Genomic DNA, 15,397 nt, shown 5'->3' on the forward strand with positions numbered 1-15,397 from the left:
GCTCCCTACCAGCGTCGAAGTACTGTCGTCGTTTTCTCCACACACCGCCTCCAACCGATTCGCGGAACGCTCATTCTGGCTGGAAACTCCCCGCGTGAACTCCGCTATGAGGAGTTCACCCTCGAGTCCGGCACGCGTCCGGCACATGCCATGCAGGGACTCAGGTCCCGCAGTCGCAAGAGCGGTTCATCCAGTTGGGGGCTCGAACTCATCCTGTTCTTCTGACTCCGAGGCACGGGCCACGCCTCCACGCCCGGCAGCCCTGCTGGCAACCCCCTTGAGTCTCCTTCCCTTTGCAGAGCCAACCCCAAATAAGAGAGTATCCCACCATGCAAGGCCGCGTGCTGCTCGTGGATGACGACGACAGTCTCTGCCGACTCCTCGCACTCAAGCTGAAGGGGATGGACTTCGACTCGGTGACTCGGACCTCGGGGTCCGCGGCCCTGGCCGCGCTCGAGTCCGAGGAGGTCGACGTCATCCTCACGGACTTGAACATGTCGGGCATGAGCGGGCTGGAGCTGTGCCAGCGCGTGGCCGCCATCCGCCCGGATCTCCCCGTCGTCGTCCTCACCGCCCACGGCACCTTCGACTCGGCGGTGGGAGCGCTGCGCGCCGGCGCGTATGACTTCGCCGTCAAGCCTCCGGACATGGGCGCGCTGGGGATGACGCTCTCGCGAGCCGTGGAGCACCACCGGCTGCGGCAGGAAGTGCGTCGCCTGCGCCGCGTCGTCGCCGAGGGCGGCCAGTTCGCCGAATTGCTGGGCACCAGCCCCGCCATGCAGCGGCTCTTCGATTTGCTGGGCCGGGTGGCCGAGTCCGAATCCTCGGTGCTCATCATCGGCGAGAGCGGCACCGGCAAGGAGATGGTGGCACGCGCCCTCTGGAGCAAGGGCCGCCGCAAGGACGGGCCCTTCATCGCGGTGAACTGCGCCGCCGTGCCCGAGCAGCTCCTGGAGAGCGAGCTGTTCGGCCACGCCAAGGGCGCCTTCACGGACGCTCGCTCGGCACGCGCCGGCCTCTTCCAGCAGGCCGACGGCGGCACCCTCTTCCTGGACGAGATTGGCGACATGCCCATCCACCTCCAGGTGAAGGTGCTCCGCGCGCTGCAGGAGCGGAAGGTGCGTCCCGTGGGCGCGGACGCGGAGGTGCCCGTGGATCTGCGCCTCATCGCCGCCACCAACAAGGACCTGGAGTCCGCCATCGCCGAGGGCAAGTTCCGGCAGGACCTGTACTTCCGCCTCAACGTCATCCAGGTGGATCTGCCGCCGCTGAGGGCTCGCGGCGCGGACGTGCTCGTGCTCGCGCAGCACTTCCTGCGGCACTTCGCCACGCGCGCCAGCAAGGACGTCAAGGGGCTCTCCCCCGAGGTGGCCAAGGCGCTCAGCGGCTACTCCTGGCCCGGCAACGTGCGCGAGCTGCAGAACTGCATCGAGCGTGCGGTGGCCCTCACCCGCAGCGAACAACTGCTGCCGGATGATCTCCCCGAGCGGATCCGCACCTTCCAGCCCTCGCACGTCGTCGTCGCGGGGGATGATCCGTCGGAGCTCGTCCCCATGGAGGAGGTGGAGCGCCGCTACATCTCCCGCGTGATGCAGGCGGTGGGCGGGAACAAGACGATGGCGGCGCGGGTGCTCGGCCTGGACCGCACCACCCTCTACCGCAAGCTCGAGCGCTACGGCCTGGCGGGCGAAGGCACCGGCGGCCGCCCCAGCTGACGCAACGCGCCCAACCGGGCTCACTCCACCCTCCTCTGGTTGCCAGGGGAGGGTGTCGTCTTTTGCAAATCCCTACAGGGGCCTTGTCGCGAAACACCACGGCCCTTTCGTACCGAGCGGACGAGCCTCTCTCACCGGCCGTGGCACGCTCCTGGCACCACTTCCGGGCGACCTCGAGAAGCCCTGCGGCCCGCTGCTTCTCTGCCCTGCCGGTCTGCCATGACGCCACCGCTCAAACCCTTTCACTCCTCGAAGCGCTCCGTGAGCCTCTCGGTGGTGGGGATGGTGGCTGTGTGCGTTCTCCTCAGCCTGGCCACCGAAACGCCGCACATGCAGGTTCCCAGCTTCACCCGGTGGGTCCTGGAAGGAATTGTCAGCCTGCGAGCCCCCCTGCTGGTGGCGGCAGCGCTGCTGGGCGCTTGGGTGGTGGTGGCGTTCATCCGGGCCGAGGCGCGGACCACCCTCCAGGCCACGCTGCGCGCGGAGCAGGAGCGCCGCGTGGAGGAGGGCACCGCGGCGCTCTCCGCCGCCTACGAGGATCTCCGGGACAGCGAGGCGCGGAAGACGGCCATCTTCGAGGGTTCTCCCGACGGCATCTTCACGCTGGACGCGGCCAGCCGCATCCTCGAGATCAACCCCGCCGCCGAGCGCATCTTCCGGGTGCCCCGGGCCCAGGCGCTGCGGCGCGACTTCCTGGCCATGGCGCTGGCGGCCTCCGCCCCCCCCGAGCAGCAGCAGACGGTGGTCCGCGCGCTCCAGGCGGATGTGGAGCCCGGCCGCGCCACGCGCCTGGAGCTGTCCGGGCTGCGCTCGGACGGGGACGTGTTCCCCGCGGAGCTCACCCTGATCCGCGTCACCGCCGAGGGCCCGCCGCGCTTCACCGTCTACGTGCGAGACATCACCGAGCGCCGCGAGGTGGAGCGGATGAAGAGCGAGTTCGTCTCCACCGTGAGCCACGAGCTGCGCACCCCGCTCACTTCCATCCGCGGCTCGCTGGGGCTGATGGAGGGAGGCGTCCTGGGGGAGCTGCCCACTCCCGTGCTGGACATGGTGCGCATCGCTCGCACCAACACCGAGCGCCTCATCCGCCTCATCAACGACATCCTCGACCTGGAGAAGATCGAGTCCGGAAAGCTGGAGCTGCGGCTGCAGCCGGTCGAGGTGGAGGAGCTGGTGGAGGCCACGTTCAGCGGCCTGCAGGGCATGGCGGACGCGGCGAAAGTGGAGCTGCACGCGGAGGTGCACGGCACGGGGCAGGTTCGTGCGGACCGCGACCGGCTCATCCAGGTGCTCACCAACCTGGTCTCCAACTCCATCAAGTTCTCCCCGGCCTACAGCGTGGTGAAGCTCCGCGCGGCGCGCACGCAGGAAGGGCAGGTACAGCTCTCGGTGGTGGATCAGGGGCCGGGCATCCCTTCGGAGAAGCACGCCAGGCTGTTCGGCAAGTTCCAGCAGTTGGACAGCTCGGACACGCGCTCCAAGGGTGGCACCGGCCTGGGGTTGGCCATCTCCCAGGCCATCGTCGAGCAGCACGGCGGCCACATCGAGGTCCACAGCGAGATCGGCCGGGGCTCCACCTTCACCTTCGCGATTCCGGCCGTGCGCGGAGACATGGGGCTGGCCCCCGTGGTGCGGGACGACTCGCGCTACAACGTCCTGGTGGCCACGGCGGACACGGAGCTCTCCACGCTGCTGCGCGGCCTGCTGACCAGCGAGGGCTACCGCGTGCTGCGCGCCACCACGGCGGAGGAGGCCATGCGGCTCATCGAGGCAGGGGGGCCGGATGTGCTGGTGCTGGATCCGCAGCAGCCGGAGGAAGAAAGCATGAACCTGGTGCGCCGCCTGCGCGCGGATCCGCTCACGCACCAGCTGCCCATCGTCGTGCTGGCCGAGCCGACCTCCACCGAGGAGCTGCGCCTGCAGCGGGTGGCCTGGGTGACGAGGCCCTTCGAGGAGGCCCACTTCCTGCGCGCGCTGCGCGAGGTGCTCCGCCAGCCGGGCCAGGCCCGCGTGCTGCTGGTGGACGATGACGTGGACGCGCGGCGGCTGTTGCGCTCGTGCCTGGAGCGCATGGGCGCGGCCTGCTACGAGGCCGAGGATGGAGAGCGCGCCGTGGCGCTCGCTCGGGAGATTCCCCCGGACCTCATCGTCCTGGACGTGATGTTGCCCCTGCTGGACGGCTTCGAGGTGGTGGACCTGCTGCGCCAGGACCGGGTGCGCAGCACGCCGCTCATCGTCTTCACCGTGCGCGAGCTGTCCCGCGAAGAGCTGCGCCAGCACACGCTGGGCAACACCCGCTACATCCTCAAGAAGCCCTCGGCCGAGGAGGAGCTCACCCAGGCGGCCCATGAGCTGCTCGGCCCCCTGCTGCAGGTCCCGAACGCCTACCCGGACGCGAGGGCCCCGGGATCCTCCAGCGAGGGGAGCTCGAACCAGAACGTGGCCCCCTGCCCCACCTGACTCTCCACGCCAATGCGCCCCCGGTGCAGCTCGACGATGGCCTTCGAGATGGCCAGCCCCAGGCCGGTGCCGCCCTTGGAGCGCGTGTCCGAGCTGTCCAGCTGCTGGAACTTGCCGAACAGCTTGTGCTGCTGCTCCGGCGCGATGCCCCGGCCCTGATCCACCACGGAGAAGCGGACCCGCATCCCCGGCTGCGGCATGGTGCGGACGAAGACCGAGCCCCGCGCCGGAGAGAACTTGATGGCGTTGGAGACCAGGTTGGTGAGCACCTGGACGAGCCGATCGAAGTCCCCATACACCTTGTGTGAGTCGCCCACGTCCGACACCAGCTCCACGCCCGCGACCTGGGCCATGCCACGGATGCCGTCCACCGTCGTGGCGACGATGTCCTTCGGATCCACCACGCCCAGCTTGAGCTCGAGCCCGCCCGCCTCAATCTTCTCGATGTCGAGGATGTCGTTCACCAGCCGGATGAGCCGCTCGACGTTGGCGTGGGCGATCTGGATGAGCTCTCGCGCCTGCGGATCGATGTGGCCCACCACGCCGCCCTGGAGCAGGGAGAGGGAGCCCAGGATGGCGGTGAGCGGGGTGCGCAGCTCGTGGCTCACCGTGGAGACGAACTCGTTCTTCAGCCGGTCCAGCTCGCGCCGCTCGGAGATGTCGTGGATCTTCGCGGCGAACCAGTACCCGTGCGCCACCGGCAGCTCGTAGAGGGCGAGCTCGAAGGGGAAGACCTCTCCATTCTTGCGGCGCCCCTCCCACTCCCAGATGCGCCCCGGTTCCAGCCGCTTGTCCTGCTCCATCAACCTGCCGCGATTGCCCGCTTCCTCCACGACAAGCATGGAGAAGGGCTTCCCCAGGCACTCCTCCCGGGAGTAACCGAAGATCTGCTCGGCCGCGCCGTTCATCGTCTCGATACGGCCGAACGGGCTGATGATGATGAGCCCGGTGGGCATGTGCTCGATGACGGCCCGGGTGCGCGCCTCGCTGATGCGCAGCGCCTCTTCGACGCGGCTGCGCTGGATGAAGTGCGCCAGCTCGCGGCCAATGTGCGCGAGGAGTTGGAGCAGCTCCTCGTCCAGGGGCCGGGGCGTCCGGCCAATCAGCTCCAGCACGCCCAGCAGCTCCCGCTCGCCCATGAGGGGCACACCGCACGCGGAGCTCAGCCCGGCCTGGCGGCTCGCGCTCTGCCGGGGGCCGATGTCCTCATCTTCCCCAGGCGCCTGGGCGCGCCACTCGGGCCGGCCCGATGACCAGATCAGGCCCGGCAGGCCCTGGCCAGGTTGGAGCGCCACGGTCCTCGACAGGGCCTCGAACTCCGTGAGCCCGGGCGAGGCCGGCGTGGGGGTATAGGTCTCCACGGCCCTCAGCACTCCCTCCTCCGCCTCCACCCTCCAGAAGCCCGCGTACTCCCACCGGAACTCCTCGCACAGCAACTGGAGGATGTAGCGAATGGCCTTGCCCAGATCGCGGGACTCGGCCATGGCCTGGGCCACGGCGTGCAGGACGCTCTGGCGCTGCAGCTGCGCGGCGAGCCGGCGCTCGGCGGCGATGATGCGCTCTCCCACGTGGATGCGTGCCAGCAGATCCGGGGGATAGAAAGGCTTGAGGATGAAGTCGTCCGCCCCGGCCTCACGACCGGCCACCGTGGCACCCACCTCCGAGCGTGCGGTGATGAGGATGAGGAAGACATAGGGCCGGCCCTGGAGCTGGCGCACGCGCCGGCAGATCTCCGGACCGTCCATCCCGGGCATGTTCCAGTCGAGCACCGCGATCGCGGGAGACACCGGGCGCTGGAGCACTTGCCACGCCTGCTCACCATCACTGACGGACAGCGTCGCGTAGCCGTGGCGCTCCAGCGTCGCCTCGAGCATGCGCCGGGAGGTTGCGTCATCGTCGGCGATGAGCACCGTCGTCTTCATGAACCTCTCGTAAGGGGCAGAGAAGGCTTCCTGCTCTCAGACCGTAGCACGCAACTTTTCCAAGACACCGCACAACCGATCGAGCTCCCGCTTCAAGTCGTCCAACGCTGGACGGGCCTCGGAGAGGCGCTTCTCGCGGCCGAGTTCTTCCAGCTTGCGCGCCGCGGCAGCCGCGGGATTCGCGGAGAGGTTGAGCAGTGCGCCCTTCACTCTGTGTGCGAAATGAGCCAGTTCCCTGGCATCCCCCCGCTCGAGCGCCTGCTCGATGGCAACCCGAAGCTCCGAGCATTCGGAGAGGAACAGCCCCGCCACTTCCTTCATCAAGTGCACGTCGCCATCCAGGCGGCTGAGCAGATACTCCTGATCGACAGGCGGTTCCTCTGGCGTCGAAGCGGGAGGGCTGGCCTCGCTCGGGCGGGGGAGCTCGTCGATGGCCTTCAGGAGAGCTCCGGCCTGCACAGGCTTGGAGAGATAGCCATCCATACCGGCCTCCAGACACCGCTGTTCATCTCCCTCCAGGGACTGGGCCGTCAGCGCGATGATGGTGACACGCTCGCCTCGGTGCGCTTCCTCGGAGCGGATGACCCGGGTGGCCTCGAGCCCATCCATCCCCGGCATCTGCACATCCATGAGGACGACATCATACCGGCGAACCCGGAGTGCCTCGATGGCAACCTGCCCATTGTCCACTGACGTCACGCGGTGCCCGGCCCGCTCGAGCAGGCCCGTGACGACGCGCTGATTCGTCTTGTTGTCCTCCACGACCAGCACCTCCCGAGGCTGCTGGGCCAGGCGGGAATCCGGGAGCACGCTGGCCACCAGCACCTCTGGAGCGGGCACCTCGCTGGCCAGGGCGAACTCCACGGAGAAGTGGAAGCGGCTGCCTTGGCCCTCCTGGCTCTCCACTTGAAGCCGGCCGCCCATCAGGGAGACGAGCTGAGAGGAGATCGCCAGCCCGAGCCCTGTCCCTCCATACTTGCGGGTGGTGGCCTCGTCCGCCTGGACGAAGGCCTCGAACACCCGGTGACGCTGAGCCTCGGGGATGCCAATGCCCGTGTCCGCCACCGAGAAGCGGAGCCGGACGAAGCCCTCCGGCGACTCCTCCCTCTCGACGGCCATCACCACCTCGCCTCGCTCGGTGAACTTGAGCGCGTTCTCGAGCAGGTTCAGCAACACCTGGCGCAGCCGGTACGGGTCCCCCATCAGGGTATCGGGGACTGCGTCCGGAATGGCGATGCGCAGCCCGAGCCCCATCTCCCGAGCCATCGGCTCCAGGGGCTTGAGCGTCAGGCGCAGCAGCTCCCGGAGGCGGAAGGGGAGCTGCTCCAGCAGCATTTTGCCCGCCTCGCCCTTCGAGAAGAGCAGGATGTCGTGGATGATCCGCGAGAGGGAGCGCGCGGAGTCCTGGGCCGTCTCCAGGTAGTCCCGCTGCGGAGGGCTCAGCTGTGTGCCCAACGCGAGCTCCAGCATGCCCACGACACCGTTCAAGGGGGTGCGCAGCTCGTGGCTCATGCGGGCCAGGAAGTCCGACTTCACGCGGGTCGCCTCCTCGGCGGCCTCCTTGGCCTGCACCAGTGCCCGCTCCGCCTGCTTGCGCACCGTCACGTCCAGGGCAATGCCCGCGAACTGCGTCACCTGCCCCTGGGCATTGCGCAGCGCCGAGAGAGAGAGCTGGACCGGCACCCGGCTCCCATCCTTGCGCAGGTAGTGCCACTCGCCCTCCGCCACTCCCTCTTCGAACAGCCTCGGGCTGAGGGCCTCGAAGTTCGGCGCCACGGGCCGGCCGAGCTCCCGCGAGAGCTGCCGGGCCCGATCCTCCAGCTCCTGGGGATCATGGAAGACGAGCGGGGTGACCTTGCCCACCACTTCCTCGGCGCTGTAGCCGAGCATCTTCTCCGCGCCCTTGTTGAAGACGCGGATGATTCCATCCAGGTGGGTGGAGATGATGGCGAAGTTCGTCCCGTTCAGGATGGCGCGCTGGAAGGCGCTGAGCCCCTCGAGCTCCTGGGCCCGCGAGCGCGCCTGGGAGGCCAGCCAGACGGCCGCGAAGGCCAGCCCGCTCAACAGCACTCCCACCACCAGCACCAGCTCCGGCAACGCCAACCAGAGGGGATCCATCAACTCGGGGGCGGGCTGAAGGCGCAAGCGCCACACCACGTCGCGAAAGCGCAAGGTGCCCTCGCGCGTCCACTCGGCGTCCGCGGGAGCTCCCAGCAGCTCCCGGTGATAGATGAGCTCGTCCCCATCGAAGACGCTCATGCCGAAGCGGGACTGGAAGTCCTGGCCCAGGATCGTCTCGAGCGTGTCCTGGACGCGGAAGACTCCGATGATGGTTCCCAGGAACTGTCCCTCTCGCACGATGGGGGCCATGACGAGAAAGCCTCTGCCGTGCTGCACCAGCTCCACCGTCCGGGAGACCACCACCGCGCCGCTCGCCTGGGCTTTCAGCACCGCCTCTCGCCGCCGCGGCTCCGAGGCCAGATCCATCCCCACCACCGCCTCATTGCCCTGGAGCGGGAAGACCCAGCGGACGTGATGACTTTCATCGGCCCAGGCGACGGCCTGAAAGGATTGGAAGTCGCGGAGATAGAGCGCGGCGTCGTCCTCCCAATCCTCGCGGAGAGGGGGGCCCCGCCGCGCCCACCGGTGCGCCATGCGCGCGAGCACGCGGATGCGCTCCTCCAACTGCGCCTCCACCTTCTCCTCGGCCCGCTTCAGCTCGATGTCCAGCTCGGCCCCAACGTGCGTGCGCTGCAGCTCCTGCAACCCGTACACGAGCAGCAAGGTGGTGAGCAGCATCCCCAGCGCCGCGCCCAGTGCTGCCGCCCACCCCCAGCGCGGTGACGGGCGAGCGCCGGAGCCGGGTTCGGGCGGGTTGGCGATCATCCTCAACTCGGTACCCCCCAGGAGGGACGCGCCTCCCACCTCTCACGGACAGAAGTGATAGTGGAAGCTTCCCCTTAGAACAAGCGTTGCCGCGTTCCACCCCGTGCTGTGGCGGAGCACCACGCGGCGAAGGCGCGCGGGCCTGGGACACCGCCTCGATTTCCTCAATCCCTAGCAGCCTCCTCGAGTGGCATTGCGGTTGCTCTGAGAGGGAACACGCCCCCTGGGGACCCCTCTTCGGCTGAGCGCTCGCTCAAGGAATGACTGCCATGACCGCCATGATGACCTATGAGTTCAATGCGGAGCAGACGATGCCAGTGCTTGCGCGCCTGGGCCTGCAAGAGCGGCTGTTGCGGACGGCCCCCACGGACACGGTGCGCGGGCTGTTCTTCAACGGTGTGCTGGAGATGGTGCGCACCGCGGCGGACGAGGAGGCCGTGCGGCGCTGCCGGCTGATGCTCAACCAAGCCCGCTTCTTCGACTTCTTCAGCTACTCGACCTTCGACTTCCTCCGGCTGACCTTCGCCGCGGCGCAGTACCTGAGCATCCGGCAGGAGGGCTTCGACGCGGCGCTCACCCAGTTGGGGGAGCGCGGGATGAAGGACTTCCTGAACTCCATGGCGGGCAAGACGTTCCTCAGCTTCTCGGGCATGGACGCGCGGCGCATGGTGACGAACCTGCCCGTGCTCTTCCGCACCGCGGTGAGCTACGGGGAGCGCTCCGTCAAGTGGCTGGGGCCTCAGCGCTGCCAGCTCACCATGCACGGAGACTTCATGCCGCCGGCGTACCACGAGGGCGCGATCCGGGCGGCCGTGGAGCACCTCCACCCCCACTCCGTCACCGTCCAGAGCATGCCGCTCGACCTCCTGGACAGCCAGTACCTCATCTCCTGGAGGTAGGGTTCAGAGGAGCACCGCCCATCGCCCGCTGAGCGTCGCAGGCTACGACACCCTTGGGGTGCTCCCTGTTGCAGAACGCCACAGTCCATACAGGCCCCCGGCCATCCCCTCGGAAACACACGGTTTTCCTGGCTCCGGCGCCTGTCGCAAAAAGTCTCGCTGCCCACCCACGGAACCCAGACAGCCAGGGACACGCTGATCGCAACTCCAATCAATTCCAGGGTTTGGAAAGTTTGAACGGTTCGGCATCCAACTTGCCTTGAGCAGAGGTTTTCCACCCGCCAAGGGGAGAGAGACGGGTCATGGCGATTCGCAAGGTGCTGCTCGTAGATGACGAGGACGACATTCGCACCATTGGCCAGCTCAGCCTGAGCCGTGTGGGCGGATGGCAGACGGTGCTCGCCTCGTCTGGAGTCGAAGCGGTCACGAAGGCCGCCTCGGAGAAACCGGACCTCATCCTGCTGGACGTGCAGATGCCAGGGTTGGACGGGCCCACCACGTTCGGCCGACTGCGCGCGCAGGAGGCCACCGCTACGCTGCCCATCATCTTCATGACGGCGAAGATCCAGAAACAGGAGGTGGCGCGTTACCTGGAGCTGGGAGCCGTTGGCGTCATTGGCAAGCCGTTCGATCCGCTGACGCTGCCCGCGGAGATCAAGCGACTGCTGCCCCAATCCTGAAAAACCATGGCCATGCCGACACCAGCTCGCGACGCTGCGCTGTCGAGGCTGCCCGTGGCGCTCGCCATGGGGGCATTGGTGTTGCTGTGTGTCCTGTTCATCCTGGGCCGCCCGTGGAGGACAGCCGAGCATGAGCATTACCGGGCCTCGCTGAGGGAGGTCCGATCGGACAGCGTCCAGATCGCTCAGTCCATCCTTCGCGAGCGCATGGGATTGGAGGGCATTCCCAGCTCCTGGCCGAATCAGTTCGCCTCGCTGCGCGAGAAGGCGGGAGCGCTCAAGAACTCCCCGAGATTCCTGCTGGCGGAGGAGCGGCAGGAGTTGGAGCGGTCGGTCACGCTCTACCTGAGCTCGGTGGATGAGTGCGAAAAGCTGCTGGCGCACATCCAGGAAGAGGACGCACGCGCGTTCGAGTTGCGCAACCGCCTCACGCGGCAGGTTTTCTTCCTGGCCGGGAGGCTGGGTCCCCAGGCCTCGGACACCCTGGCGGAGCTGCTCCTCGCCGCACGGGCGGATGAGGGCTTCCACGCGGCGCCGGTCTCGGAGCTCGAGGAGCAGTTGGAAGCCCTGGCGTCGGTGCCCCGCCCCCCGGAGCTGGAGGGCTCACTCCAAGAGTTGCAGGCGGAGGCCCGGGAGATGACAGCCCACCAGCGAGAGGCGAACTCGGCCTTGCGCACGCTGCTGGCGCAGCCCGCCAACGACACGACCGGGCTCCTCATCGCCCGCTACCAGCAGTTCTATGATGCGGCCAGCCAACGTGCCACCCGCGCCCATCTGCTCCTCTTCAGCGTGTCGCTGGTGCTCGGCGGCTTCGTGACGTTCGTCCTCGTGCGGCTGGGCAAGACGGGGCGGATGCTGGACACACTCAACCAGAGGTTGGAGCAGCGGGTGGACGAGAGGACCGCGGCGCTCTCGGTCGCAAACCAGGAGCTGCGAGCCAGCGCGGCCCGCAAGGCCGCCATCCTCGAGGGCTCGCTGGACTGCATCATCACCCTGGACGAGACGGGGCACATCCTCGAGTTCAACCCCGCCGCGGAGCTCACCTTCCGCCTGCCGGGGGCCACCGCCGTGGGGCGGGACTTCCAGCGACTGGCGCTCCCCGCCACCCTGCCGGAGGGCTCTCGCGAGATGGTGGCGCGCGCGCTGCGAGCCGACGCCGAGCCCGGCCGGGCCCTGCGTCTGGAGATGGGGCTCATGCGCGCCGATGGCAGCCTCTTCCCCGCGGAGCTCACCATCTTCCGGGTGCGCGGGGACGGAGCGCCGCGCTTCAGCATCTACCTGCGCGACATCTCCGAGCGGAAGGAGGTGGAGCGGATGAAGAACGAGTTCATCTCCACCGTGAGCCACGAGCTGCGCACCCCGCTCACCTCCATCCGCGGCTCGCTGGGGCTGTTGGAGAACGGCATCATGGGCACGCTGCCGCCCCAGGCCGAGGACATGGTGCGCATCGCCCGCACCAACACCGAGCGCCTCATCCGCCTCATCAACGACATCCTCGACCTGGAGAAGATCGAGTCCGGAAAGCTGGAGCTGAAGTGGCAGGCGCTGGAGCCCTCGGAGCTCATCGACGCGACGTTCAGCGGGCTTCGAGGGATGGCGGACACGGCGCAGGTGACACTGCGCTCCTCCACGGTGGGAGCGGGGCTGGTGCGTGGCGACCGGGATCGGCTCATCCAGGTGCTCACCAATCTGGTCTCCAACGCCATCAAGTTCTCTCCCCCCAGGGGCGTGGTCAAGGTGAGCGCCACGCGGGATGCGCGGGGTGCCGTGCGCTTCTCCATCGTCGATCGCGGGCCGGGCATCTCGACGGAGCAGCTCGGGCGGCTGTTCGGCAAGTTCCAACAGCTGGATGGCTCGGACACGCGCTCCAAGGGCGGCACCGGCCTGGGGCTGGCCATCTCCCAGTCCATCATCGAGCAGCATGGCGGCCACATCGAGGTGAACAGCGTCCCAGGAGAGGGCGCCACCTTCACCTTCACCGTCTCCTCGGTGAGCATGGAATCCGCGTCGGTGCCGGCGGTGAGGGATGACTCGCGCCACAGCATCCTCATGGTCACCGCCGACGAGTCCCTGTACGCGCTGCTGCGGGGCCTGCTGAAGCTCGAGGGGTACCGCGTGCTGCGCACCACCTCGCTGCAGGAGGCGTCTCGGATGATCGAGGCCGGCGCGCCGGACGCGCTGATGCTGGACACGGAGCTGTCGGACGGCAACGGGATGGAGCTGGTGCGGCAGCTGCGCGAGGCTCCGGCCACCCACACCCTCCCCATCCTCGTGGTGTCCTCGCACCTGCCCGAGAGCGAGGGCGTGGTGGCGCCCCTGGCCATCAACTGGCTGGTGAAGCCCTTCGACGAGACGCGCTTCCTCAACACGCTGCGCTCCGTCCTCCGGCCGCCGGGCAAGGCCCGCGTGCTGGTGGTGGATGATGACGTGTCCCTGCGGCACATCCTCGGCACGCTCCTGGAGCGCATGGGGGCGCAGTTCTACGAGGCCGCGGACGGAGACAGCGCGGTGGAGCTCGCGCGAGAGAAGCCGCCGGACCTCATCATCCTGGACGTGAACCTGCCGCGCATGGATGGCTTCGAGGTGGTGGATCTGCTGCGCCAGGGTAAGAGCCGCACCACCCCGCTCATCGTCTTCACCGGCCGCGAGCTCTCCGCGGACGAGCAACGCCAGCTCACGCTCGGCACCACCTGTATCCTCCACAAGGCGCGCTCATCCGAGGGGGAGATGGCGCACCTGGTCAAGGAGTTCCTCAATGGCCTGCTGAGCCCCGGCAGCAGGCCCGTGCCAGAAAAGGTCGCCTCGCCATGATGAGAACCCGCACGTTGCTCTTCCTGGAAGACGACGAGGATCTGCAGTCGCTCGTCACCACATACCTGCGAGACTCGGGCTACCAGGTGCAGTCGGCCCGGGATGCCGAGGAAGCCCGGGCCATTCTCGCGCGCACGCAGGTGGATGCCGCCATCGTGGACGGCCAGCTGCCGGGCATGACGGGGGCCGGCTACATCGAGGAGGTCCGCCAGACCCGGCCCGACCTGCCCATCCTCTTCGCCTCGGCCTTCTGGAGGGATCTCAAGAGCCATGAGCTGCTCACCAAGCAGCTGCGCGTGGCGCGCATCCTCCACAAGCCGTACACGCCCCAGGAGCTGCTCGTCTGGGTGGAGCAGGTGCTGAGCCCGAAGGCGAAGAAGACGCCCGAGCCGGTGGAGGCCGATGACATCGCCGCGGCCATCGCCGCGCTGAGCGCCGAGTACGGCACGCGGCTCCCGGAGAAGTACCAGGAGCTGGCGGCCGCGGTGCAGCAGGCCCAGCGGGGGGGGCGCGAAGAGCTGGAGGAGGCCCTCAAGCTGGCCCACAAGCTCCACGGAACGGCGGGCTCCTATGGCTTCGTGCAGGTGAGCGCGGCGGCCGGGCAGGTGGAGAAGCGGCTGCGCCAGCGGCGGGACGAGGGCGGAGGCTGGGACGGCGTGTCCCTGGCCCTCCAGGACGTGCAGGTCGCCTCCGCCGTGCACGCCCACCCCAACGAGACGGCGCCCCACACCGCGCTCGGCACGGTGCTGGTGGTGGATGACGATCCGAGCTGGCTCGCGGCGGTGGAGCGGATGGGCCACGAGCGGCTGGTGCGCGTGCTGACGGCGCGCACCGCCGAGGAGGCAGCGGCCGTGGCGAACCAGCACTGGCTGGATGGGGTGCTGCTGCACGTCCACCTGGGAAAGCCTCAGGGGGGCTTCGAGGTTGCCGCGCAGCTGCGCGGCATGAGCGGGGCCGAGGCGCTGCCGCTCACCTTCTTCTCCGCGGATGGAGCGCTGGAGCACCGCGTCTCGGCGGCGCATGCGGGCGCCTCGCTGTACCTCTCCCGGCCCTTCACCGCGCTGGACTTCATGGGCGCCGTGGAGCGGATGGTGGCCGCCCGCCGCCCCGAGCGCGCTCGAGTGCTGGCGCTGGATGATGATCCGTTGGCGCTGCGCGCCCTCACTCGCACCCTGGCCAGCGAGCACATCGAGGTGCTGAGCCTGTCGGATCCCTACCGCCTGCTCGAGGCGCTCACCGAGCACCGCCCGGATCTGCTGTTGATGGACGTGGAGATGCCCGGGCTGAGCGGCCTGGATCTGTGCCGCATCGTCCGCTCCACGCCCGCCTGGCAGGAGCTGCCCATCCTGCTGAACACCGGACTGATCCAGGACGAGTTCCGGATCGCCGCCTTCCGGGCCGGAGCGGACGACTACCTCTCCAAGCCGGTGCTGCGCGAGGAGTTGCTGGCCCGGGTGCAGGCGCGGCTGGAACGAGGGCGACTGGCGCGCGAGCGCGCGGAGCGGGATGCGCTTACCGGGTTGATGTTGCGCCGCCCCTTCCTGGAGCACGTGCACGCGCGGCTGGCCGAGGCCCAGCGCTGGCGCCGCTCCCTGGCGCTGTGCTTGCTGGACGTGGACCACTTCAAGAAGATCAATGACACCTACGGCCACCTGGCCGGAGATCGCGTCCTGATGACGCTGGGGCGGCTGCTGCTCACGCGCTTCCGCAAGGAGGACGTGCGCGGCCGCTGGGGAGGCGAGGAGTTCATGCTGGCCCTCATGGGCGAGTCCGCGCAGCACGCCCGGGAGATCCTCGCGCGCACCGCGGCGGAGCTGGCCCAGCACACCTTCGAGGGCGACAAGGGCGAACGCTTCCAGGTGACGTTCAGCGCGGGTGTGGCCGTGACGCCGAACGACGGCCTCCAGTTGGACGAACTGGTCCGCCGGGCCGACGAACGGCTCTACCGGGCCAAGACTCGCGGCCGCAACCGCATCGAGATCGACTGAAAAAACGGGAAGGTTGGGGCGCGCAGACAGGCTGTA

General features: G+C 68.6%; 8 protein-coding genes. 6 read left to right on the forward strand and 2 right to left on the reverse strand.

What is annotated here, in order from left to right; all coding sequences use genetic code 11:
- Positions 1–329 precede the first annotated feature (329 nt).
- Both KY501_RS48690 and KY501_RS48695 read left to right on the forward strand, forming a co-directional pair.
- Complete coding sequence (locus KY501_RS48690) at positions 330–1,715, forward strand: sigma-54-dependent transcriptional regulator (protein ID WP_224372256.1); 1,386 nt, start codon at positions 330–332, stop codon at positions 1,713–1,715.
- 219 nt (positions 1,716–1,934) lie between these two features.
- Complete coding sequence (locus tag KY501_RS48695; protein WP_224372257.1) at positions 1,935–4,175, forward strand: ATP-binding protein; 2,241 nt, start codon at positions 1,935–1,937, stop codon at positions 4,173–4,175.
- Here KY501_RS48695 and KY501_RS48700 read toward each other — a convergent pair.
- Together KY501_RS48700 and KY501_RS48705 are read right to left on the reverse strand one after the other, a co-directional pair.
- Entirely contained in the window at positions 4,100–6,097 is a 1,998-nt protein-coding gene (locus KY501_RS48700) for an ATP-binding protein (RefSeq protein WP_224372258.1), read from the reverse strand. The genes KY501_RS48695 and KY501_RS48700 overlap by 76 nt on opposite strands.
- A gap of 36 nt (positions 6,098–6,133) precedes the next feature.
- The gene (locus KY501_RS48705; RefSeq protein WP_224372259.1) at positions 6,134–8,983 is read right to left on the reverse strand and encodes an ATP-binding protein; all 2,850 of its coding nucleotides are present in this window, start codon (positions 8,981–8,983) and stop codon (positions 6,134–6,136) included.
- A gap of 269 nt (positions 8,984–9,252) precedes the next feature.
- Here KY501_RS48705 and KY501_RS48710 point away from each other — a divergent pair, with 269 nt between their 5' ends.
- The 4 genes from KY501_RS48710 (at position 9,253) to KY501_RS48725 (ending at position 15,361) form a co-directional block, all read left to right on the forward strand.
- Positions 9,253–9,882 (forward strand): DUF2378 family protein, encoded by a 630-nt coding sequence (locus KY501_RS48710; RefSeq protein ID WP_224372260.1) that lies wholly within the window; start codon positions 9,253–9,255, stop codon positions 9,880–9,882.
- 302 nt (positions 9,883–10,184) lie between these two features.
- Complete coding sequence (locus KY501_RS48715; RefSeq protein ID WP_224372261.1) at positions 10,185–10,562, forward strand: response regulator; 378 nt, start codon at positions 10,185–10,187, stop codon at positions 10,560–10,562.
- A gap of 12 nt (positions 10,563–10,574) precedes the next feature.
- Positions 10,575–13,373 carry a response regulator gene (locus KY501_RS48720; protein ID WP_224372262.1) on the forward strand — a complete coding sequence of 933 codons (2,799 nt, stop codon included), beginning with the start codon at positions 10,575–10,577 and terminating at the stop codon, positions 13,371–13,373.
- Positions 13,370–15,361 (forward strand): response regulator, encoded by a 1,992-nt coding sequence (locus KY501_RS48725; RefSeq protein WP_224372263.1) that lies wholly within the window; start codon positions 13,370–13,372, stop codon positions 15,359–15,361. Before KY501_RS48720 ends, KY501_RS48725 begins: the two co-directional genes overlap by 4 nt.
- Positions 15,362–15,397 lie beyond the last annotated feature (36 nt).

This window comes from Hyalangium versicolor, from assembly GCF_020103695.1.
In the GTDB taxonomy this organism is placed as follows: Bacteria; Myxococcota; Myxococcia; order Myxococcales; family Myxococcaceae; genus Hyalangium; species Hyalangium versicolor.